General features: G+C 55.8%; 15 protein-coding genes and 2 tRNA genes. 10 read left to right on the forward strand and 7 right to left on the reverse strand.

The annotated features are described in order from the left end of the window. The first annotated feature begins 1 nt into the window (after position 1). The 3 genes from Pan189_RS17730 to Pan189_RS17740 all read left to right on the forward strand — a co-directional run bounded on the left by Pan189_RS17730 (position 2) and on the right by Pan189_RS17740 (position 2138). The gene (locus Pan189_RS17730) at positions 2-667 is read left to right on the forward strand and encodes a bifunctional 4-hydroxy-2-oxoglutarate aldolase/2-dehydro-3-deoxy-phosphogluconate aldolase (RefSeq protein WP_145365419.1); all 666 of its coding nucleotides are present in this window, start codon (positions 2-4) and stop codon (positions 665-667) included. 107 nt (positions 668-774) lie between these two features. Then, the gene (locus Pan189_RS17735) at positions 775-1590 is read left to right on the forward strand and encodes a sugar phosphate isomerase/epimerase family protein (protein WP_145365420.1); all 816 of its coding nucleotides are present in this window, start codon (positions 775-777) and stop codon (positions 1588-1590) included. 101 nt (positions 1591-1691) lie between these two features. Further along, a complete protein-coding gene (locus Pan189_RS17740; RefSeq protein WP_145365421.1) occupies positions 1692-2138 on the forward strand; it encodes an RbsD/FucU family protein in 447 nt (148 codons plus the stop codon). On the opposite strand, the gene Pan189_RS17745 is transcribed toward Pan189_RS17740, so the two are convergent. Both Pan189_RS17745 and Pan189_RS17750 read right to left on the reverse strand, forming a co-directional pair. Continuing rightward, positions 2135-2965, reverse strand: coding sequence for an amidohydrolase family protein (locus Pan189_RS17745; protein WP_145365422.1), 831 nt, complete (start codon positions 2963-2965; stop codon positions 2135-2137). The two genes, Pan189_RS17740 and Pan189_RS17745, sit on opposite strands and share 4 nt — an antisense overlap. A gap of 66 nt (positions 2966-3031) precedes the next feature. Continuing rightward, positions 3032-3120 (reverse strand) — tRNA-Ser (locus tag Pan189_RS17750). Positions 3121-3323: 203 nt separating this feature from the next. On the opposite strand from Pan189_RS17750, the gene ispH reads away from it, so the two are divergent. Then, positions 3324-4265 carry a 4-hydroxy-3-methylbut-2-enyl diphosphate reductase gene (ispH, locus tag Pan189_RS17755; RefSeq protein ID WP_145365423.1) on the forward strand — a complete coding sequence of 314 codons (942 nt, stop codon included), beginning with the start codon at positions 3324-3326 and terminating at the stop codon, positions 4263-4265. A gap of 78 nt (positions 4266-4343) precedes the next feature. Next, positions 4344-4847, forward strand: a complete 504-nt coding sequence (locus Pan189_RS17760) for a hypothetical protein (RefSeq protein ID WP_145365424.1) — start codon at positions 4344-4346, stop codon at positions 4845-4847. Here the strand turns inward: Pan189_RS17760 and Pan189_RS17765 are convergent. The 4 genes from Pan189_RS17765 to Pan189_RS17780 form a co-directional block, all read right to left on the reverse strand. Then, complete coding sequence (locus Pan189_RS17765) at positions 4831-6330, reverse strand: sulfatase (protein ID WP_310820734.1); 1500 nt, start codon at positions 6328-6330, stop codon at positions 4831-4833. The genes Pan189_RS17760 and Pan189_RS17765 overlap by 17 nt on opposite strands. A gap of 25 nt (positions 6331-6355) precedes the next feature. Then, entirely contained in the window at positions 6356-8278 is a 1923-nt protein-coding gene (locus Pan189_RS17770) for a sulfatase-like hydrolase/transferase (protein ID WP_145365426.1), read from the reverse strand. A gap of 273 nt (positions 8279-8551) precedes the next feature. Next, positions 8552-9913: a DUF1552 domain-containing protein gene (locus Pan189_RS17775; protein WP_145365427.1), complete on the reverse strand. Its 1362-nt coding sequence runs from the start codon at positions 9911-9913 to the stop codon at positions 8552-8554. 68 nt (positions 9914-9981) lie between these two features. Continuing rightward, entirely contained in the window at positions 9982-12609 is a 2628-nt protein-coding gene (locus Pan189_RS17780; RefSeq protein WP_145365428.1) for a DUF1592 domain-containing protein, read from the reverse strand. Between the two features lie 238 nt (positions 12610-12847). Between Pan189_RS17780 and Pan189_RS17785 the strand changes: the two genes are divergently transcribed. From Pan189_RS17785 to Pan189_RS17805, 5 genes are all read left to right on the forward strand, one after another. Further along, positions 12848-14347, forward strand: a complete 1500-nt coding sequence (locus tag Pan189_RS17785; protein WP_145365429.1) for an outer membrane protein assembly factor BamB family protein — start codon at positions 12848-12850, stop codon at positions 14345-14347. 579 nt (positions 14348-14926) lie between these two features. Next, on the forward strand, positions 14927-16300 hold the full coding sequence (locus tag Pan189_RS17790; RefSeq protein ID WP_145365430.1) for a flavin monoamine oxidase family protein: 1374 nt from the start codon (positions 14927-14929) through the stop codon (positions 16298-16300). Between the two features lie 2 nt (positions 16301-16302). After that, the gene (locus Pan189_RS17795) at positions 16303-17202 is read left to right on the forward strand and encodes a hypothetical protein (RefSeq protein ID WP_145365431.1); all 900 of its coding nucleotides are present in this window, start codon (positions 16303-16305) and stop codon (positions 17200-17202) included. Further along, positions 17202-18293 (forward strand): heparan-alpha-glucosaminide N-acetyltransferase domain-containing protein, encoded by a 1092-nt coding sequence (locus Pan189_RS17800; RefSeq protein ID WP_310820737.1) that lies wholly within the window; start codon positions 17202-17204, stop codon positions 18291-18293. The genes Pan189_RS17795 and Pan189_RS17800 overlap by 1 nt, the downstream gene beginning before the upstream one ends. Before the next feature lie 765 nt (positions 18294-19058). Further along, a tRNA-Arg gene (locus Pan189_RS17805) sits at positions 19059-19132 on the forward strand. Positions 19133-19164: 32 nt separating this feature from the next. Here the strand turns inward: Pan189_RS17805 and Pan189_RS17810 are convergent. After that, positions 19165-20043 carry a GNAT family N-acetyltransferase gene (locus Pan189_RS17810; RefSeq protein ID WP_145365433.1) on the reverse strand — a complete coding sequence of 293 codons (879 nt, stop codon included), beginning with the start codon at positions 20041-20043 and terminating at the stop codon, positions 19165-19167. Positions 20044-20078 lie beyond the last annotated feature (35 nt).

Genomic DNA, 20078 nt, shown 5'->3' on the forward strand with positions numbered 1-20078 from the left:
AATGCCCACACCTCGTGCAGAAGTAGTTCGACAAATTGAAGAAACGGGCGTCATTGCCGTTATTCGTGGCGATAACCCGCAGCAGGCTGTCGATGTCTGTAAAGCACTCCGCGACGGGGGCGTGATCGCATGGGAAATCGCGATGACAACCCCGCGAGCGCTGCGGGCGATTGAACAGGCCGCCGATGAGTTCGGCGACACCGGTCTCGTCGGAGTGGGCACCGTCCTCGATTCCGAAACCGCCGTCGCCAGCGTGCATGCGGGGGCAGAATTCGTCTTCGCCCCCACCGTCAATCCCGCCGTGATCGAAGCAGCCCATCGCTACGACAAAGCCGTCGTTCCGGGTGCCTTAACCCCCACAGAAATTGCGACTGCCTGGGCCGCGGGGGCGGATTTGGTGAAAGTCTTTCCGGCGAATCATTTCGGCCCCAAATATTTTAAAGATGTCCGAGGCCCCCTGCCCCATGTCCGCCTTACTCCGACCGGCGGCGTGAATCTTGACACCGCCGCAGAGTGGATCAACGCCGGCGCCGCTGCCCTCGGTGTGGGGTCTTCGCTCGTGAAGAAAGACTGGATGCGATCGGGTGACTGGAAGGCCATTACGACCGAAGCCGCAAAGTATATTAAAGCGGTAATAACAGCGCGAGAAGCGACAAACGAGAAGTGAGAAGCGAACGGCAATCTTCGCTTCTCGCTCATCGATTTCCGCTTCTCGAAACGCCCGCATTCATTTACGAATTGAAACCACCTCGAACACTTGCCTCTAATACCCTTATGAAATCCTGCATCACCATCAGTCTCGTTGAAGAAGCCCGTGGCGGTCCGTTTGTTCTTTGGGACGGACTGAGAGCGGGCTGCGAACTCGCCGCGAAACTCGGCTACGACGCCGTCGAAGTTTTTCCTCCCGGTCCGGAAGCCGTCGAACCCGGCGAACTAGAATCGCTGCTCGATGATAATGGCCTCAAGCTCGCAGCAGTCGGCACCGGCGCCGGGTGGGTCAAACATAAACTGCAACTGGCCGATGCAGACGAGTCAAAGCGGATGAAGGCCATTGAATTTGTCCGTTCGATCATCGACTTCGCAGGGCCGTTCGGAGCAGTGGCAATTATTGGTTCTATGCAAGGACGCTATGGGGACGGTGTGGATCGGGAGTCGGCCCGCGGTTATCTCGCTGATGCCTTGGAAGATGGCGGTTCGCACGCCGAACAATACAACGTCCCGCTCATTTACGAGCCGCTCAACCGCTACGAGACGAACCAGGTCAATACCGTTGCCGACGGCGTTGGCCTCTTGAATCGGCTCTCAACGCAGAATGTGAAGCTGCTCTGCGATCTGTTTCACATGAATATCGAAGAAGAAGATGTCGCCGACGCACTTCGCACCGGCGGCGACAAGGTCGGTCACATCCATTTCGTCGATAGCAACCGCCGCCCCGTCGGCTTGGGGCATACTGATTTCCGTCCGATCATGGCGGCGCTACAAGATATCAAGTACAGCGGCTACCTCTCGGCTGAAGCGTTCCCGTATCCCGATTCGACGGCCGCGACAGAGCAAACGATCCGCGCGTTCCGCTATTGGACGCAAAGCTGATTAACGTCCATGCCCAAGACGCGAACCTTCGGGATGATCCCAGAGCAAACTCCTTCTATTCCCGAAGGCTGGCGCCTCGGGCTTATGTAAGACTTAGATACATGCTCCGCCACAAGCTGATCCATCCGGAAATTAACGCCATCCTCGCGCGAGCGGGGCATCACTCGACGATCTTAATTGCCGATGGAAATTATCCGGCACTGAATAAGCGCGGGCCGAACGCCGATTTGATTTCTTTAAATCTGATGCCCGGTGTCGTCACCTGTAATCAAGTGCTTGAAGCCATTCTCTCAGCCGTGCCGGTCGAGGCCGTGCAGACGATGCAGACGGAGACCGAAGGCCCGTATGCACTCGATGGCGATCCGCCCGTCTGGGACGATTATCGGCAGACAATTAAAAACGCCGACCTCGACATCGAATTACAACCGACCGAGAAATGGGAGTTCTATAATGCCGTCGAGACCGCCGATCACGTTCTGACGGTCCAAACTGCCGATCAGCAGCGCTATGCGAACATCCTGCTCACGATCGGCGTGCGGATGGATTAGAGCCGATAAGCCTTCTGGGCATTCTCCGACCAGAACTTCTGCTGCTCATCAGGCGTCAGTTCCGCTGTGAACAATTCACAGGTTTGGCACCAGCGGTCGCACTCCGAACGCAACAGGCAGACCGGCCAGTCGCTGCCGTACATGAGCCGATCGACACCGAACGTGCCGAGAGCGAATTCCCAGTACGGCCTGATGAGTTCCTCCGTCCATTCGGCTTCGGCCACCTCCGTGACCAGACCGGAGATTTTGCAGCCGAGGACGTTGTCTCGCGTCGCCAATTCTTGCAGGTGCTCGCCCCAATCCGAGTCGAACGTCGACGCACTGATCCGCGGTTTGGCGAGGTGATCCAAAACGAATCGAACATTCGGATGCCGGTCCACGAAGGCGATCGCGTTCGCCAACTGCCGCGGAAAGATCAGGATGTCATAGACGAGGTCGAACTTCGGCAGCAGCGCGACGCCGCGACTGAAATCGTCTCTGAGTAGGAAGTCGTCCGGCTCGTCCTGCACGACGTGGCGGACCCCTTTGAGGTTCTCGTTTTCTGCAAGCCGTTCGAGGCTTTGCTCAGCCTCGCTCTCGGCGAGCGGGACCCAGCCGACGACCCCTTGAATGAGTGGCTCTGTATTCGCCAGGCCCAGCAGCCAGTCCGTTTCCTCAAGTGTCTGCCGAGCCTGCACGCTGACGAATCCGTCAATACCGCTCTGGCGGGCCACTTCCGAAAGTTCCGCCGTCAGAAAGTCCTGCCGCAACCGTGACTTCTCATCGTCGATCCACGGATACTGCTCGGCGTCGTACTTCCACAGGTGATGGTGCGCGTCGATCCGCATCAGAGTTCCTCAGCACGTGCTAGCACGAAAAAAGCCCACGGGCCAATACCCGCGGGCTTCAAAGAACGGAGAGTGGGGGATTCGAACCCCCGGTACCTCTTGCGAGGCACACCGGATTAGCAATCCGGCCCGATCGGCCACTCCGGCAACTCTCCAGTTGTTCGCGGTCGAGCGAGTCGCCCGCGAATCGCATGTTTTATCAATGAAACGACCCTCGCCACAAGCCATTGGTTCGCGAAGACAAGGCGGGAGTGTTCGGGATCATGCCAAATGTGATAATATCGGGTGAAATGCGGTTCGTTCTGTAACCAGATCGAGCAGTCGGCACTCCTTCAGCTATTCTCGCCCCCGAGTATTCATGCAGATTCTCCTCGCCAACCCACGTGGTTTCTGTGCCGGCGTCAATATGGCGATCGACGCACTCGAAAAGGCCGTCGCCCATTTCGGGCCGAACATCTACGTCTATCACGAGATCGTTCATAACCGCTATGTCGTCGATCGCTTTACGGCGCAGGGAGTGACCTTTGTCGACTCCGTGGAGGACGTGCCGGAAGAATCGATCCTACTGTTCAGCGCGCACGGCGTTTCCCCCGAAATTCGGGAAGCCTCACGCCGTAGAAAGCTGCACACGATCGACGCGACCTGCCCCCTTGTCACAAAGGTTCACATGGAGGCGATTCGGTATGCGAAGCGGGGCTACCACATCCTGCTGATCGGTCATGAAGGGCACGACGAAGTCATCGGCACGATGGGCGAGGCCCCGGAGAGCATCACACTTGTGGAAACGCCTGAAGAGGTCGATGCCCTCGCCTTTTCGGAGGGGGCGAAGATCGCCGTGCTCACGCAGACAACTCTGAGCGTCGATGAAGCCGGCCGGGTCCTCAAGCGGCTCCGCGAACGATTTCCCCAACTGGAAACACCCAGCAAAGACGACATCTGCTACGCGACGACCAACCGTCAGGAAGCGGTCGGGATTCTCGCTCAAAAGTCGGACCTCGTCCTCGTATTGGGCAGCCAGAACAGTTCCAACAGCCAACGGCTGCGTGAACTCGGCGAAGAGTGCGGTAAGCCGGCCTATCTGATCGATGGGGCATCGGAACTTCAGCCGGATTGGTTTCACGGGGTTGAAACGGTGCTCATTACCGCCGGGGCGAGCGCCCCGGAAGTCGTGGTCCAAGAGGTCATCGACAAACTCGTCGATGAATACGGGGCTTCGCTCAGCGAAGAAACGATCCGCACCGAACAGGTGCACTTCCCACTGCCGAAGGAATTGCGGGGCTTGGAAGTGGTGCAGCGGTAAGTAGCGATTAATGGTGACGGAGTGGTTTGGATGACCGATGCAACTGGAACAGTGTCACTCCAAAGCGAAGTTCCGCCAATGCATCGGAAACGACGCTTGTGGGGCTACCCGATGGTCCGATTGTCTTTGGCAATCCTGGGAGGAATTGCGGTTCTTTTCTATCTCGCGATGGAACTAACCACCGTCAGTCGCGGCTGCGGTCAGATCGATATCCCTATCCAATTCTCGCGGTCGATCACCTCCGACGTCAGCTTGCATGTCGAATTAATTCGACGTTCGATGCTGGACACTGATACGCGTCTCTTCATTACTCCACATGATGCGAATCAGATTGTTCTCCACGATCCCGAAATTTCGAAGAGCTTCAGTGATATCTACTACGGATTAATTTTTCAGCGATTTCACCATACCGAGCCTGAAGACGCCGCGGTCTTCATTTTCATCAGCGCGGATGGAAATCGTCGCGAAGACGTTGCGTTGTTCCTTCCGACGATTCCGCATTGGCGTGAGGCCGGTGAGCCCCCCTTGATCGTGCCTGTCCCCGATGGCTTCGGACGTGACGACGTTACTGCGTTCGATTGATCGTCTCGATCTCATCCAAATTGGGCGGCCAGAACTGCTGGGCAGCAATTGCCTTCGGACTCGGGGGGACGGCCTTGGCTCCCGCTGCAAGCAGAGACTTCATTTCGTTGACGCGATCCAAGTATTGCGGATTAGCCGCGCGATTCTTTAATTCAGCCGGGTCGTTCTTAAGATTGAACAGAAATGCGTGCGTCTCGTCGCCGCGCCATTCGAAGTAATGCCAGTCGCCGTAACGGACACTGCGGCCGATTCTGCCGTCGCGGTTAACCGGCACGTGCATGGAATAAGCGGGGTGATTCCATTGTGCCGAGGGGTTTCGCAATAGCGGCGTTAAGCTGCGGCCGTGCAAGTCATCCAATGGTTTAATGCCTGCTAGATCAAGGAGCGTCGGATAAATGTCGATGAATTCGACAGGTCGCTCACAGATATCTCCACTCGTGGACTGTTTCGGCGCTCGGATGATCAAGGGCGTTCGGAGTGTCTGGTCGTAGAGGCCGTACTTGTGCCACATGCCGTGATGGCCCAGTTGATAACCGTGGTCGCCGAGAAAGACGATGATCGTGTTCTCGATTAACCCCTGCTCTTCGAGTGCGGACAATAGCCGACCGACCTGAGAATCGAGGTATTGAACGCAGGCATAATAGGCTTTGACCGATTTTCTCCGCTGAGCGTCGTCCATGCCCCGATCGTAGTCACCATTCTTCGGCATCACCTCGAGAGCACGCTGCTCCGATGCAGCCGCCGTGAACAACGGTACTGATTCGAGCGGGATTGATTCAAAATGCTCGGCAGGTGCAATCCAAGGCGTATGCGGCACGAAGAAGCCGACGGCAAGGAAGAAGGGATCGGCCTTTGCCGCCTGCATTTTCTCGATGGCGAGTGTCGCAATCCGACCGTCCGGTGATTGCTTTGAGGACGTCGTGGACATCACCCAATCAAGCGAGCCCGCCCCCTTGTAGCGGCCATGTTTCGCGCCGATCTGATCGACCTCGCGGTTAATGGCTTCCCTATCGAACCAATAGGCCTGTTCCCAACTTGTGGCATCATCCCATAGGTCGTTCTGCCAACCCTGCTGCCGCTTATCGTAAGGATTGCCGTGGAACAGCTTGCCGACCTTAATCGTGCGATAGCCCGCTTCACGAAAGGCCTGCGGCAGCGTCTTCGCATCGGGTAAAGCGTATCGCGGAGAGACTTCATTCACGAAGACTTTGACCGCATCGGGTCGCTTCCCGAACAGCAGGGAGCATCGACTCGGCCCGCAAAGAGGGTATTGACAATAGGCATCGTCGAACCGGACACCGGTTTCGGCCAGCGAGTCGATATGTGGTGTCTCGATGGCCGTATTTCCGTAGCATCGCGGAAAGACGCCTAGATCATCCGCCATGATGAACAGGACGTTAGGACGGTCGGCGGCAGAGACGAACTCTGAAGCCGCAACGAGACACGCCAGAGTTACAATAATAGCAATGAGTTTTTGCGCCAAAGATCAGATCTCCAAGAAAAGTCAGTTAGTTGGACTCGAATTGCCCGATGGCGGAAATGAGTGAGAACTCGAGCGGGTAGGGCGCGGCTCGCGGGCCTTTCGGCTGGACAAAGAATCCCGATGTGCGATTTTTTAAGGCGGCTTTCATCTCCGGCAGTTTGGGCCGGGCCTTTTCACCAAGGCGTTCCAACGTCCTCGCCGCATGGCACGCGGCCCAGCCGTTTTCGCTATTGAGTTCTTTGGCCAGCAGGTCGAGTGCGTCGTCGTGTTCGGCATCAGTGCAAAGTAGCGATGCTGCTTCAATACGAACCGATGCGGCTTCATCATCAAGCAGTGATGTCAGGGCTGGTCTGATCTCAGCCAATTCGTCACGTCGCGTTGCAAGCCCCTTCAACGCCCAATAGCGGATCGCAGGGTCGGGATCACTTAAGTGGTTTGCAATCTCCTCGAACGATGTCAGTTCCGTAACTTCAAGAATACGTTCCAGCGGGTATCCCTTACCGTCGCGCGCCAGTTCATAGGCGGGAGCGGCAAGCTCGGCCTCCGCCAGCTCGGCCTCTGGCCAGAACCCGAGATCACGTTCGGAGATTAAGAAGTGCTTTAATGCCACATCCATTTCCTTAATTCTCCCCTGCTGGGCCGGGTCATTCGCCAAGTCATTAAGGCACCATTTGTCAGACTGCGTATCGAAGAGCAATCGAGATGAACGATTCGTCTCCCAGTAGTGTTGCTGCTGCGGATTCAATATTCCTTCGTCGGCATTCTCCCGAATCTCCTGAACCAGTTCGCCCTCGACGTTGTAGAGCGCCGACATCGTCTGTTGATCGTACGGGACATCTCGGGCATACCTGCGGATAAGCAGATACCGCCCATCGCTAATCCAGCGGGTCACTTCCCGGGTTTCATCCATGCGGTCGCGCGTGCCGAGAACATAGCGGTGCTTCTTCGAAGCGCCCCGGCCCAAGAACGGGATGCCGTGCATGTAAACAGGCGAATCGACATCCGCCAGTTCAAGCACCGTTGGAGCCAGGTCGGCAAAACAGGTCAGCCGATCACTGACCGTGCCATGACGGGCAGGGGCAAGTTCTTGAAACTGCTCCGGCACATGCACCAGGAGCGGGCATCTCAGGCCATAGTCACTTGCGCAAGCTTTTCCAGTCGGCAGCCCGGCACCGTGGTCTGAATAAAAGAAGATGATCGTCTCATCGGCGAGGCCGTCTTCTCTTAATTGATGAATGATCTTTGCAACGAAATCATCGAGCGCCGAGATGCAGTCGTAGTAGCGAGCAACGGTCCGCCTGGCCGTATCGGACTGAGGATAATGCGGTGGAAGCGGGGCGTCGGCCGGGTTATGAATTTGCTCCGACGTGAGTGTGGATTGGACCTCATCAACAAAATAATCCCAGTCGTTGCGACTCGTCCGCGACTGATGGGTACCCATGAAATTAAAGATACTGAAGAACGGTTTCTCGTCCGTTCGATTCCGCCAGTGCGCGGCCTGACTCGAATCGTCCCATGCAGCCCGGACGAACTCGCTCACATCGCCCTCGGCATTACGCGCGAGGTTGTAATCGGTCTTCTTATTATTGGTGCAGTAATAGCCGGTATCGCGCAGATAGGCCGAAAACGGTCGCACCCATTCAGGAATGCGGTGATACGACCGCATCCGCGACGTGCCGAGCGGGCCGTTATGCATGCCTGTGATGATCGTACTCCGCGACGGCGAACACATCGGCGACTCGGCGAAGAATCGAGTGTAGCGAACGCTCCGCTTCGCTAACGCGTCAATGTGCGGCGTGGCGGCATACTTGTCGCCGTAACAGCCAAGGTCCGGGCTCATATCTTCAGCGACGATCCAAACAATATTGGGCCGGTCGTCGGCCCGCGCCGCTGAGGCACCAAAGATTACTGCAATTAAGAGAAAGTTCTTGGTCATGAAACGCAACATAGTAATTTCGCGGGAGAAACATTACCCGAGTGGTAGGTAGCCGAAGCGACCACAATAGCGCACTATCAGGCAATTCACAAATAAAAAGAGTGCAAACAAAAAGGGAGCGGGTCGATAGTCGACACGCTCCCTCGTCAATTTGCCCGCTATTCGTTAGACCAACTAAAGGCAGTTTTAACACTAGCCAGACGCGCAAGTCGATGGTCGACCAACCAGTGATGTTCCCGACGGCTCGCGCCTCGGGCTTGTATGCCAGACGATTTGAAACCAGTTCTAAACGATTTCTTTGATGACGCCGTCGGCTTCGCCGCCCTGAAAATCTTCGGGAACCGGAACGCCCATCACACCGAACATCGTTTGCCAGAGGTTTCCGAGATATTGGTCATCGTTGCGGACATGTCCCTGGTGATTCACACCGAGGCGACTGCCGCCGCAAATCATCGTCGGAAGTTGATGGCGATTGTGGGCATTGACCGTGCCGCCGCTGGACCCCCATGCGAGCAGCGTGTGATCGAGCAGCGTCCCATCGCCTTCCTTAATGCCTTTGAGCTTATCGAGCAGGTAGGCCCACAATTCCATATAATTCGTGTCAACGATCGTCCACCACTTGAGTTTGTCGTTGTCTTCGCCGTGGTGGGTCATCGTGTGATAGCCGTACGGGTTGTCGGTCGACCCGCGGAACGCGCCGGTTCCGTCGCTATTATCCTTACGAGCCATATAGGAAATAACGCGCGTGCTGTCGGTCTGAAGCGCCAACGCGATCACGTCATACATCAGCTTTTGATAGCGGACGTAGTCGAGCCCGCCGCGATCGGGGTCGAGGCTTTGCTCATCTCCGAACTCCGGCCGCGCGACCTCCGGCTTCGGCTTATAGAGCCAGCGTTTGTCGGCCGACATTTTATTTTCGAGGTCACGGATCGACGTGAAGTATTCTTCGAGCCGCTCTCGATCGTTTTTACCAAGGGTTTCATTGAGCCGTTTCGCTTCATCACGAACCGAGTCGAGTACACTTTCTTGAATGCCGAAGTTCTGTTCGCGCTTGGCGATCGACTCCGGAGTCTCGGGGCGGAATAGTTTCTCGAACAGGGCGTGCGGCCGGTTCTCGGCCGGCAGCGGCGTTCCGCTCCGCGTCCACGAACAGGTATTGTCTTGCGGCGCACCAAAGCCGGTCCCACGACGAATGCCGAGTTGGAGTGAGGGGAATCGCGTCTTGTGACCGATCGCTTCGGCCAGTTCCTGATCTGCCGAAATGCGGAGCTCGGTGTCGGCATCATGCGTAGCCGTTCCGGTGAGGAAAGTCCGATCGCCGCCGTGGCCACCGGAGTGGGTCAGCTTTAAACCACTGATGACGGTGAAGTCATCTCGGTGCCGAGCAAGCGGCTTAAGGATCGGCGTGAGCTGATAATCCTTGCCAGTCGCCTTCGGCGTGTAGTCTCGGCCGTTCATGCCGAGACCCCAGAATGTGAAGACTGACCGCTTGGGGCGTTCATCGGCCGTAATTTCGCCGGCCGTCGCGACGCTCCGCGCGTTGCGGCTCATCGCTTCCAGCATTGGCAGACCGAGGACGACCCCCGTTCCGGCCCCCTTAAGGAAACTGCGGCGATCGAGCGGATTGCGGCTATAGCGAGGTTTCATGGTGTTTCCGTTCTAGCTGAGTTGCGAGTGCTTGGAAGTTAGTCGATCAATAATTGAAAGGCTTATGACTACTTGGTTTGAAACGGCTCCGAAGCCACGATTGCTTGGATGAGCGGCCGAATGCGGTAGTCGTTCTGCTCCAATGCCGCGACCAAGTCGTCGACCGTTTTATAGTCGACATAACCGACCGGTCGGCTGAGGGCGTATGTCAGCAGCTTCTCGCTGAAGGCCTTCGCAAATTTCTTCTTTTCAGCCAGAAGCGCGACTTTAAACTCTTCGAGGCTTGAGTACTTACGACCGGAGGGCAACTGGCCACTCACGTCGAGTTCCGGAGCTTTCTTGGGATTGCGGAAATTCTCACCATTCGCCTTGGTTCGCCAGGCTCCGATCGCGTCGTAGTTTTCGAGCGCGAGACCGTACGGATCGAGCTTGGCATGACAAGACGCACAGGTCGGCTCATCGCGGTGGAGGGCCAGCCGTTCGCGGACGGTCAGATTCTCTCCCTTGGTATTGGGCTGCACTTCCCCGGCATTTGGCGGCGGGGGCGGAGGAGGATCATTAAAGAGATTTTCGACGATCCAAGCGGCCCGACGAACCGGCAGTGTTCGCGTCCCATCTGCCAATAGCGTCATCAATCCGGTCATGCCGAAGATGCCGCCGCGGTGATGCTCGGGCTTAATCGCCACACGACGAAATTCTTTTCCCTTCACACCTTTAATGCCGTAATGCTCGGCCAACCGCTCGTTAATGACCAGAAAGTCGGAGTCTAGGAAATTCGTGATCGCCAGATTGCTTGCCAGAATCTCCGCGAAGAAGGCGAGCGCTTCGGTTTTTGAAGCCTCTTCTAATGACTGATCATAGTCGGGGTAGAGATACATCCCCGGTTGAACGCTGCCGAACAGCTCGACCTGCAGCCACTGACCGGCGAAGCTCTCGACGAACTGTTGCGACTTCGGATCGTCAAGCATTCGCGTCACCTGAGACCGCAGCACTTTCGGGTCGCTCAGCCTTCCCTGCTCGGCGAGATGAAACAATTCTTCATCGGGCATCGTACTCCATAGGAAATACGAGAGCCGCGATGCGAGTTCGTAATCGTTTAATTCGCGGACACCGTCCGACACCGAAGCCGATCTCGGGACCGGCTCTGCGATATAAAGGAACTGCGGAGAGCACAGCACTTTCTGCAGCCCGAGCCGCATCGCCTGTGGAAAGTTCATGCCGTGTTGATTAATGCCTGCCTGAACGATCGCCAGCACACGGTCGACCTCACCCGGCTGGACCGGTCGCCGGAAGGCCCGCGGCAGCAATTTCTCAATCGCCGCTCGGGCTTCAGCCAGTGTCCTGTCTGCCGAAGTCTCTTCACCCAGCAACAGTTGGTGACTTGCCGGCGGCCATGACTGGTGAACCGGTCCGCTGACTTCGATGACGTCGACGAAGAGTTTCGGCACTTCATCTTCGCGACCGGCCCATTCGTTAGCATATGAAAAGAACGGCTCATTAAACTTTCCAGCCAAATCAAGAAGCCGATCGCGCTCGGCGTACGCTTCCTTCAGCGCTTGCTTATCGCCCGACTTCTTCGCCGCGGCGATCTCTCTGGTCACAACTCGGGACGGGTTCTTAATCTTCTTATACCAAGTTCCGTTCCCGCCGATGACCTTTTCAATGCCATTCCACGAGATACCCAACCCACGCTTTTGACCGGGCTGCCCGGCCCGCAGAAACATGACTGTTTCGACCCAGTCCGGATCGTCAAGATCGTGAGGTAGTTCGACGATCTTCTCCGACGCGACCGGCGTGCTATCGGCGTAGGAATATTTTAATTTGATCGGTGCGCCCCGTGATCCGACCGATGCTCCGGCTTTCATTCGGATACGGTAATAGCCGTCACTCGTCACGAGATCATTGAGCTTCACGCTCTGAAAGATTTTACCCCAGTACTTCGGCCCTTTGTCGTAGCCATAGTGACTCTGAATGTGCAGCACGCCGTTATCTTTGAACTCGTACTTCTGGACGCCGGCGGGGATTTTGAAGCTTTCGCCAAGCAGCGATTCCTTCACGACACCCTTAGTCTTTCGCGTACTGTCTTCAGATTCCGAGACAATTTTCTGGGCCTCCGGCTCGGAGCCGGAGACGATCACTTCGTCGGAAATCAAACTGGCGGCTTCCAGGTAAGCGTCCATCTGAGTCGCGTCGACGAATAACGCCGCACTCACGCGGTCGAAGCCCTCGGCTTTCCCGTCGGGGGGAACTGCTTCCATCAACGTCGTCGACGCAAAGTTCTCATCGATCAATAGCAGGTCGCGAACGGTGTTGATGTATTCGCGTCGGTTGAGCCGGCGGAGTTGGATTCGACCCCCGGCCATTTTCGCTTCCCGTTCGGTACGACGCAGTTCCCGGCCGACCCATTCGACGACAGCAAAAGACTCTTTCGGATCGGGACGAGCTTCGTCCTCCGGCGGCATGTCGCCGATGTTGATGCGGTCGATGACCTCGCGCCACATTTCCGGCGTTTTGGCGACCGAGAAATCGGCCCCCAACTCGTCGATGCGGAAGCCAGCGGCTGCCTGCCGAGCGTCGTGGCACTGGTAGCAGTGCTTCTTCAGAAAGGGCTCCACATCACGATGAAATGCTTCATCCGCGGCACTACAAAGTGTGGCGGGCGGGCATAACGCAATGGCAATCAGCAGTTTACGCATGGGAACTCTGGGCGAGCGGTCAGGCGGGACTCGTATCTCGAATTATCGACCCGCGTTTCGAACAAGACGTTCGTCCGGATCAGAATGATTCACGAAAAGCGGTCGACACGGCGAAATCTCACGATTGAGGCTTTGGTCCCAAATCAGAACATTATGCCTATCGCATCAACATTATCTTGTGCATTATTCCCACTGTCAATGTGCGATTCGGAGCTGTTGCTGTCGAAGGAAATGTCGAATGTCGCCGACTGGTACAACCCACCGGCGAACGCATCTCGACGACCGGTTGGTAGCTTTGGGCGACGTTATCGAGCGAAGTAAATCCGGCAGCGCCGCCTTCGACCTCCTGTTTCCCGCCCGAGTGATCCACATGAAACTTGTTGAGTCATCGCAAACGCGTTCAGCCCGATCGCTCTTTGGTGCCGCCGCCGTGCAGATATCGCGACGCTCTTTGACTAAGGGCTTCGCTATATTGATCCTGCTGACCTCGTCGATGGTGACCGCCGCCGATTGGGACCATTGGCGCGGACCGAATCGAAACGGTCTGACGTCGGAGACTTCCGGCTGGGACGGCGGCTCTTGGATCGAGGAACAAATCTGGAGCGCGCAAGTCGGTGCGGGTAGTTCTTCACCCCTGATCGTCGGCGATTGCGTTTACCTTCAAGGATGGTCCGGCAACCGCGATGCGATCGTTTGCCTCGATGCGACTTCTGGCAAGGAACGCTGGCGGCAATCGTATCCTCAGCCGCGCTATGGCCGACATGCGGTCGGCGACCAGAGTTTGTACTCCGGCTCCTCGCCGACGCCTGAGTACGACGCCGAAACCAAGTTCCTCTTCACCCTCGGTGTCGACGGCGATTTGAACGCGTGGGACACCCGCGATGGGGGCAAGAACGTCTGGTCGCTTAATCTTTACGATCACTATCATGCCGGTCGCCGCCCCGAAGTGGCCAAACGCCGCCGAACGCGTCGCGACTACGGGTACACCGGAGCCCCGCTGGCGCACGGGGACCAACTGATTGTCGAAGTCGGTGGCGATCAGGGAAACGTCGTCGCGTTTGATAAACGCACCGGACGCCAACTCTGGACGTCAAAGAATCAAGACGAAGCGGGGCACACCGCCGGGCCTGTGCTCTTAAAGGTCGGTCGGATGCAATGTGTCGCGGTGCTGACGCTTCGCAATCTGGTCGTGACGCAGATTGATGGGAAGACGCCGGGGCGCACGATCGCGATCTACCCTTGGACGACCGACTTCGGCAACAACGTGGCTTCACCGGCGGTCCACGAGAACTCGGTCGTGATTACGTCCGCCTATAATCAGTCGGCGATGTGCCGCTTAGACATTACGACTCGCGGAGCGCGCGAAGTCTGGAAAACCGAGGGACTCGCCTCCGGAGTCTGCAGTCCGATCATTCACGACGGACGGATTTACTGGGCCTGGAACGGCGTGCGATGCGTCGATTTCGAGACCGGCAGTGAGATATGGAGAGGCGGAAAAGTCGGCTCGCAGGGTTCGTGTATTCTCACCGGCGATGATCGCCTCATCGTCTACGCGAACCGGGGCGACCTGCTCCTCGCTGAAACGGCCAAACGCTCCCCTGACGAGTACCTACAGTTGGCCGCTAAAAAAGTTTTGTCGAAGACCGACGCCTGGCCCCACGTCGCCTTTTCCAGTGGCCAACTCGTGTGCCGCGACCGGGCGGGCAATGTGCGATGCCTGAAAGTCTCTCCGCGATAACCGACCCGGCTGCCTGTCGTGACAACGTCTCGTTTCAGGTTCTCAAAGCGACCACTTGCACTAAAGCAGCATACGCCCGACGATCCTCAAACCATGCTGCCACATCTCGCACTTTCAGCACCGGTAGCTCAGCAGGATAGAGCGACAATTTCCTAAAGCAGGTGCGGAATCGCCATTCGCCTAAAAAGAATATAGTTTTCTCCGCGCTCGACCCTCGTGGGCAATCACGCAAAAATCCGGCTTCCCCGCGTTTAGAAATTGTTCCAAGTGTCGCGATGCCAGAGGGTCACTAACACTGCTGCTTCACCGGAAGCAAATTCAATAACGTGCGTTTCTGATTTGTCGAGACTCGCTTTTCAGGTGGCCCAGTCGAGTTCGGCACTCTTCGACTGAAACCTGGCGCGGCATTTAAAAAACTCATTCTTTCGGATACTTTTCACGAAACCATTTGGCCGCCGCGGTGTTTCAGGTCTTCCGAGAACATTTTCGGTTTTCATATTATTCGATCTGCTCAGTCGCCATCGTTATCCCCGCCTTCGTCCTGCCACAACTTGTTTCAGCCCACGCGTAGGATCTGTAATGCATCAATGGCGGGTCGGAATCGTCGGAGGGGGCCCTGGCGGTCTCATGTCGGCATATGACTTACAGAAGTCAGCGTCAGCTCCATTGGCAATTACCATTTTCGAAGCGACCGAGCGCTGTGGCGGCAAGATTCTGACCCCGCACTTCAACAATGCCCCCATTCGGTACGAAGCGGGAGCCGCGGAGTTTTATGACTACTCTCACTTCGACGAAGATCCGCTTAAAGATCTTATCCTCGAGTTAGGGCTACCCATTTCGCGGATGGGGGGAAGCGCATTCATCTTCGGACACCAGAAGTTTACGAGTCTCGACGACATTACCGACTACCTAGGCCACGATGTGGCGCAGGCATTCAAAGACTTTGACAACCGTGCCAGAGAGGAAATGACCCCCCAAGAGTTTTACCACTCGGACGACCCTGAAGGAGTTACCGGGACGCTGAATTGCGATTTTGACAGCCGGCTGTCAACGATTACACACTCCACCGCACGAAAACTGATTGAAATGGTCATTCACAGCGACCTGGCAACTGAGCCGGCCCAAACCACGGCCTGCTATGGCCTGCAGAATTACCTGATGAACGACCCCGCCTACATGCAACTCTACGGAATCGTCGGCGGCAACGAACGGCTTCCGCAAGAATTAGCCGCACGAAGCAGCGCCAGCTTTCGCATGAGCTCACCCGTTCGAGAAGTATTAAAGGTTGATGAATCACTGCGTGTTGTGTCCGAAGTCGACGGACAACCCTGCTACGACGACTTCGACTATGTAATCATTGCGCTGCCCCACAATCAGTTACAAAGCGTTTCCTTTCAAAGCACGCGACTGTCACAAGCGATTAATACTCACTACAACACATATCATTTCCCAGCTCACTACCTACGCATCAGTGCTCTTTTTGAAAGACCATTTTGGCGAGAAGAACACAGTGACTCTTTTTGGATGCTGGAAGACTTTGGGGGATGCTGTCTCTACGACGAGTCTTCGCGCGACCCGTCTTGCACGCACGGCGTCTTGGGCTGGTTAATCGCCGGCGAGGCTGCCGCGGTCATGAGCGAATTGAGCGACGAAGCTCTCATCGGGAAAGCATTGGAGACTCTAACACAGCTAGATTCCCAATCGTGCAGTGGTTTCATTGAAGGGCAGGTCCACCGCTGGTCGGGCGCCGTGAATGCCATACCTGCCGGCAAAACTCCCCAACCACACGATCGTCGCCATCAGCCGGAGCCGATCGAACACCCAAATTTGTTCTTTGTCGGCGACTATTTGTTTGATTCCACCCTGAACGGGGTCTTGGATTCGGCCCAATACGTCGCGGCTTGGATTACCGGTCAAATTGCTGATCAAGCTTTATCGCAGAACGGCGAGTGAAAATGGATGAACGAACAATATCTTCACCGCAGCAACCCCTTCGGAGTGACTTCCAGTCGGAGGCCTTCCCTGACGCCTCGGTCGAAAGCATTTTGATTGTCAATCAACTAAATGAAAGCGATACGGTAATCCATCAATTTGAGCCGCCGCTGCAACTCTGGGCAGTTCGGCAGAATGAAACGCAATCAAATCACTCCAGAGTCGAAGCCGAATTCGACTTTCTATTTCTCCCAACCGACGCGACAGATCGCAAACTGGGTTCGACAGATGTCCCCGGTGATGTGGCCACTGAAATGCAACAATGGACGCAGCAATCTTCTGGGTCACACACGCCAACACCCTACTTTTTTAACTTCCAGGGCACACAAGTCTCTTGGTCAATAGACAGATGCGCCGTCCATGCGCCCATCGATAAGGTTGATACGATACGCCGCACGATTGCCGAAGTTTCTTACTACGAACTTGAAATGAGACGGATCGAGAGTGAGCTAGGGTCTGAATGGCCCCAGTTGGAAGCCGACATCCCCTTAGCGTTTGATTTCAACGAAAGCTCACTCGAAACGAAGAACGCATTGCTAAAGCGGTTCCAATTCACATACCTGACTCGAGCAAGGCTGGCCCGCCTTGGCCCCTTTATCCATTCTCCACATCTCTATCCGCCCACTCTCGCCAGCCAACTTAATGAACGCCTTCGCGATCGAACGCGGATTACTTACCGCCACGAATTTGTGAGTGATCAGCTGGAAGTTTTTGAGGAGGTTTATGAGTTATGCGGGCAGCGATCCAGTGATTATTCTCAAGCCAGAACCGGCCACATTCTCGAATGGATCATTATAATTATCCTGATCGTTCAAGTACTATTTTCGGTCGCCGAAATTCTCGCCGGCGCAAGCAGCACGTAATGCGTTACGCCTCGATTGATATCCTAAGAGCTCTCGCCATTTTCGTTATGGTCTTTGTGCATTTCGGCGAGAATCTGTCTGGCGTCGTAATGCCTTTCGCGGGCTTCGGGGCGCCCCTCTTCGCGTTCCTATCTGGCGTCAGCTATTACCTTTGGACAAGGGGTCAATTCTCTCGCGGAAAATCGGAGTCCGAGGTTTCCAAAATTTCCGTTCGCCGTGGCCTCTTCGTATTCGGGGTTGGTATCGCTTTCAACATCTTAGTTTGGTTGCCGGAAGACACATTCAACTGGGATGTATTGACGTTTATAGGCGTGGGGCTTGTTGTCCTTAACTTTGTTCGTAGGATTCCCAAAGAGGTCATCATTATGATGGCCGTGGCGTCGGTTCTCATCAGCCCGATACTCAGGCTGATTATTGATTACAACAGCTATTGGGCGAACGGGTACTTCGACCCCGATCTAACGTTATCAGACATCTTCATCGGATTCGGGATCGCCGGGTATTTCCCGGTATTCCCATGGCTGGCTTTTCCACTTCTAGGCTATGTTTCCAGCCAACACCTGTTTTCACGTGAAGAAGAGGCAGAACAATCTAGATCGCAGTCGCACTATCTAGTCGCCACGGGCGGACTTCTCGCATTGACCGCGGGCCTATTGATCCAGACAAGACCTCTTCTACCAACCCTTGTCTCGACCAATTATTTTGGCGGATGGACAATGTACCCGCCGACCATCGAATACATCTGCGGCACCATCGGGCTGACGTTGCTGCTGCTTTGCGTCACACATCGTTACTTCGATAGTCCGACCGCCGCAGAAAATCCCGGTCATTTGTTTGCAGCGGCAAAGCTGTTCAGCCAATATGCATTTACGGTTTATATCGTCCACCACCTTGTCCATGTCTGGCCTATGTGGATTTACGCTCTTGCGGTAGGCCAAGAGCCGACTTATTACTGGATGAAGGCAATGCCGCTATGGATGGCAATGCTGCTCGCGGTCATTTTCCTGTTATTCACCTATCTAATTTTGCGACGCGTTGGCCAGCGAAGAACGTTCGGCGTGGAAGCCTCGATGCGATGGGTTTGCGACTAGGAACGTGCACACTTCAGACGATTTGAGAACAGATAACCAGGAAATATTAAAAGTCGGTTACACGGCGAACCGCTCGCAGTTACGGTCAGCTATATCGGAAATGACCAAGTGGTCCCGTACAGACTCGATCCAATGACCTCAGGCATGTTATTCGTGATCCGACAACCCCGGAATCACACCAGTGTCGCGTCACGTCCCTTATACCGCCGCGGGAAGTGAGAACCCTGACCGGCCCCCACAAACCGAAGCCACTTGCTGGGTGAGAAATCCTTCGATTGGCATCTAAGACAGGGGAGGCACGCGATGCCGCCGAAACGATTAACGACCGAGCAGATCATTAGGAACCGGCATGAAGCGGAAGTGCTGCGATCGCAGGGGAGCGTCATCGAGCGGGGCTTCTCCAGGCTCGCCCGCGATGGCTAACGGGAAAAACGGCTTTCGAAGTTGCCGAAAAAGCATTCGGATGCGTGCCGCCATCGACTCAAACAGGGGTGATGCCCCAACGGACGAGACTGCTTTCGCAGTTGACCAGAATCACACGCTGACCGTTGTTGTGGTGACACTCAGGTGAATTTAACGATAGGGCTTTGAGACAAGATATCTCGGTCCGATATCGGACCGAGATATTGGTGGCGGTCGAAGGCGGTGTCGGCGATTTTACTCTGCGAGTTGATGCGGCACCGGGACATCGCCGCGACGATGCGATACTATGTCGGGCAGAATCAGGTGGAGACTTCCCGCCTCAAAACACAGCGAGAACAAACTGCACCCGTAGCTCAGCAGGATAGAGCAACGGTTTCCTAAACCGTAGGTCGTGGGTTCGAATCCCGCCGGGTGCGTTTTGCTTTGACCGATGCGGCTCTGAAAGCGCTCAGTTCCGGAGATAAAGCTGCTTTTCAAAAACCGGTTCGAAGCCAACTTTTCGGTACAGGGCCTCTGCAGCCGAGTTCCCGAATCGATAGCAGACCTTGATACAGTTGGCTCCCGCTCGCTGAAGTTTGCGGACACCTTCGTGCATCAATGCAGTGCCCAAGCCTCGCCTCTGGAATTCCTGTTCCACTCGAACAGGTTCGAAGATTCCGACGCTGTTTTTTTCGTCGAGCCAACACAGGCAATAGCCCGCCATCGTTCCATCAGGGGCGAGGATGTGCAGATCGAGGTCTGGCCGGTAGAGGGAGCATTCTTTTAGCAGCTCGTCGACACGTTCGCCCTTTCGCGTGGTCATGGGGTGGACGCGCGAGGAGTCACGACGCAATTCGTCGGTGAACTGAAATCCGTGAGGAAGCGTAGCTGCCAACACAGCTTTATTGTTGGCAAGAACGGTCTGCACCAGCGATTCTTCCGACTTATGCCAGCCGAGTTCGTTCAGAGTTGTCGCCGTGGCCACATCGCGGCCGTCGATCATTATTTTTGCGGGCTTATCGTTCGGCAGCGCGGTCAGTAATTCTTCGTAGACAGGCCAAACCTCTCGCCGTACCGTTTGCTCCAACTGGGCGTCCCAGAAGATATCCGCCTCCCATGCCGGGCCGCTGTCGTACTGGAAGAATACGGCAATGGGGCGATCGTCTTGATTAAACCATACCAGTTGATTTGCTGGATCGTCGAAACCGCCGTCGACCCACCACCATTGGACTTCGGCCGCATCCAGAAAGCCGACATCGCGACCGACCGATCGATTCCGGGTTAAAATCTCCGTTGCCGCTCCAATGACCTCGATTCCCCTCAGCCTGCGAGCGACCAGACTGTTCATGATTCCGACCCGAAAATCTGTTTGATGAGAAGTGC

The organism is Stratiformator vulcanicus, from assembly GCF_007744515.1.
GTDB lineage: Bacteria > Planctomycetota > Planctomycetia > Planctomycetales > Planctomycetaceae > Stratiformator > Stratiformator vulcanicus.

Excerpts from the sequence above, each read along its gene's own strand:
- Pan189_RS17760 (WP_145365424.1), top strand. The coding sequence starts at position 4,344 with ATGCATCGGAAACGACGCTTGTGGGGCTACCCGATGGTCCGATTGTCT.
- Pan189_RS17740 (WP_145365421.1), top strand. The coding sequence starts at position 1,692 with ATGCTCCGCCACAAGCTGATCCATCCGGAAATTAACGCCATCCTCGCG.
- Pan189_RS17735 (WP_145365420.1), top strand. The coding sequence starts at position 775 with ATGAAATCCTGCATCACCATCAGTCTCGTTGAAGAAGCCCGTGGCGGT.
- Pan189_RS17730 (WP_145365419.1), top strand. The coding sequence starts at position 2 with ATGCCCACACCTCGTGCAGAAGTAGTTCGACAAATTGAAGAAACGGGC.
- Pan189_RS17810 (WP_145365433.1), bottom strand. The coding sequence starts at position 20,043 with ATGAACAGTCTGGTCGCTCGCAGGCTGAGGGGAATCGAGGTCATTGGA.
- Pan189_RS17790 (WP_145365430.1), top strand. The coding sequence starts at position 14,927 with ATGCATCAATGGCGGGTCGGAATCGTCGGAGGGGGCCCTGGCGGTCTC.
- Pan189_RS17795 (WP_145365431.1), top strand. The coding sequence starts at position 16,303 with ATGGATGAACGAACAATATCTTCACCGCAGCAACCCCTTCGGAGTGAC.
- Pan189_RS17780 (WP_145365428.1), bottom strand. The coding sequence starts at position 12,609 with ATGCGTAAACTGCTGATTGCCATTGCGTTATGCCCGCCCGCCACACTT.
- Pan189_RS17770 (WP_145365426.1), bottom strand. The coding sequence starts at position 8,278 with ATGTTGCGTTTCATGACCAAGAACTTTCTCTTAATTGCAGTAATCTTT.
- Pan189_RS17785 (WP_145365429.1), top strand. The coding sequence starts at position 12,848 with ATGTCGCCGACTGGTACAACCCACCGGCGAACGCATCTCGACGACCGG.
- Pan189_RS17800 (WP_310820737.1), top strand. The coding sequence starts at position 17,202 with ATGCGTTACGCCTCGATTGATATCCTAAGAGCTCTCGCCATTTTCGTT.
- ispH (WP_145365423.1), top strand. The coding sequence starts at position 3,324 with ATGCAGATTCTCCTCGCCAACCCACGTGGTTTCTGTGCCGGCGTCAAT.
- Pan189_RS17775 (WP_145365427.1), bottom strand. The coding sequence starts at position 9,913 with ATGAAACCTCGCTATAGCCGCAATCCGCTCGATCGCCGCAGTTTCCTT.
- Pan189_RS17745 (WP_145365422.1), bottom strand. The coding sequence starts at position 2,965 with ATGCGGATCGACGCGCACCATCACCTGTGGAAGTACGACGCCGAGCAG.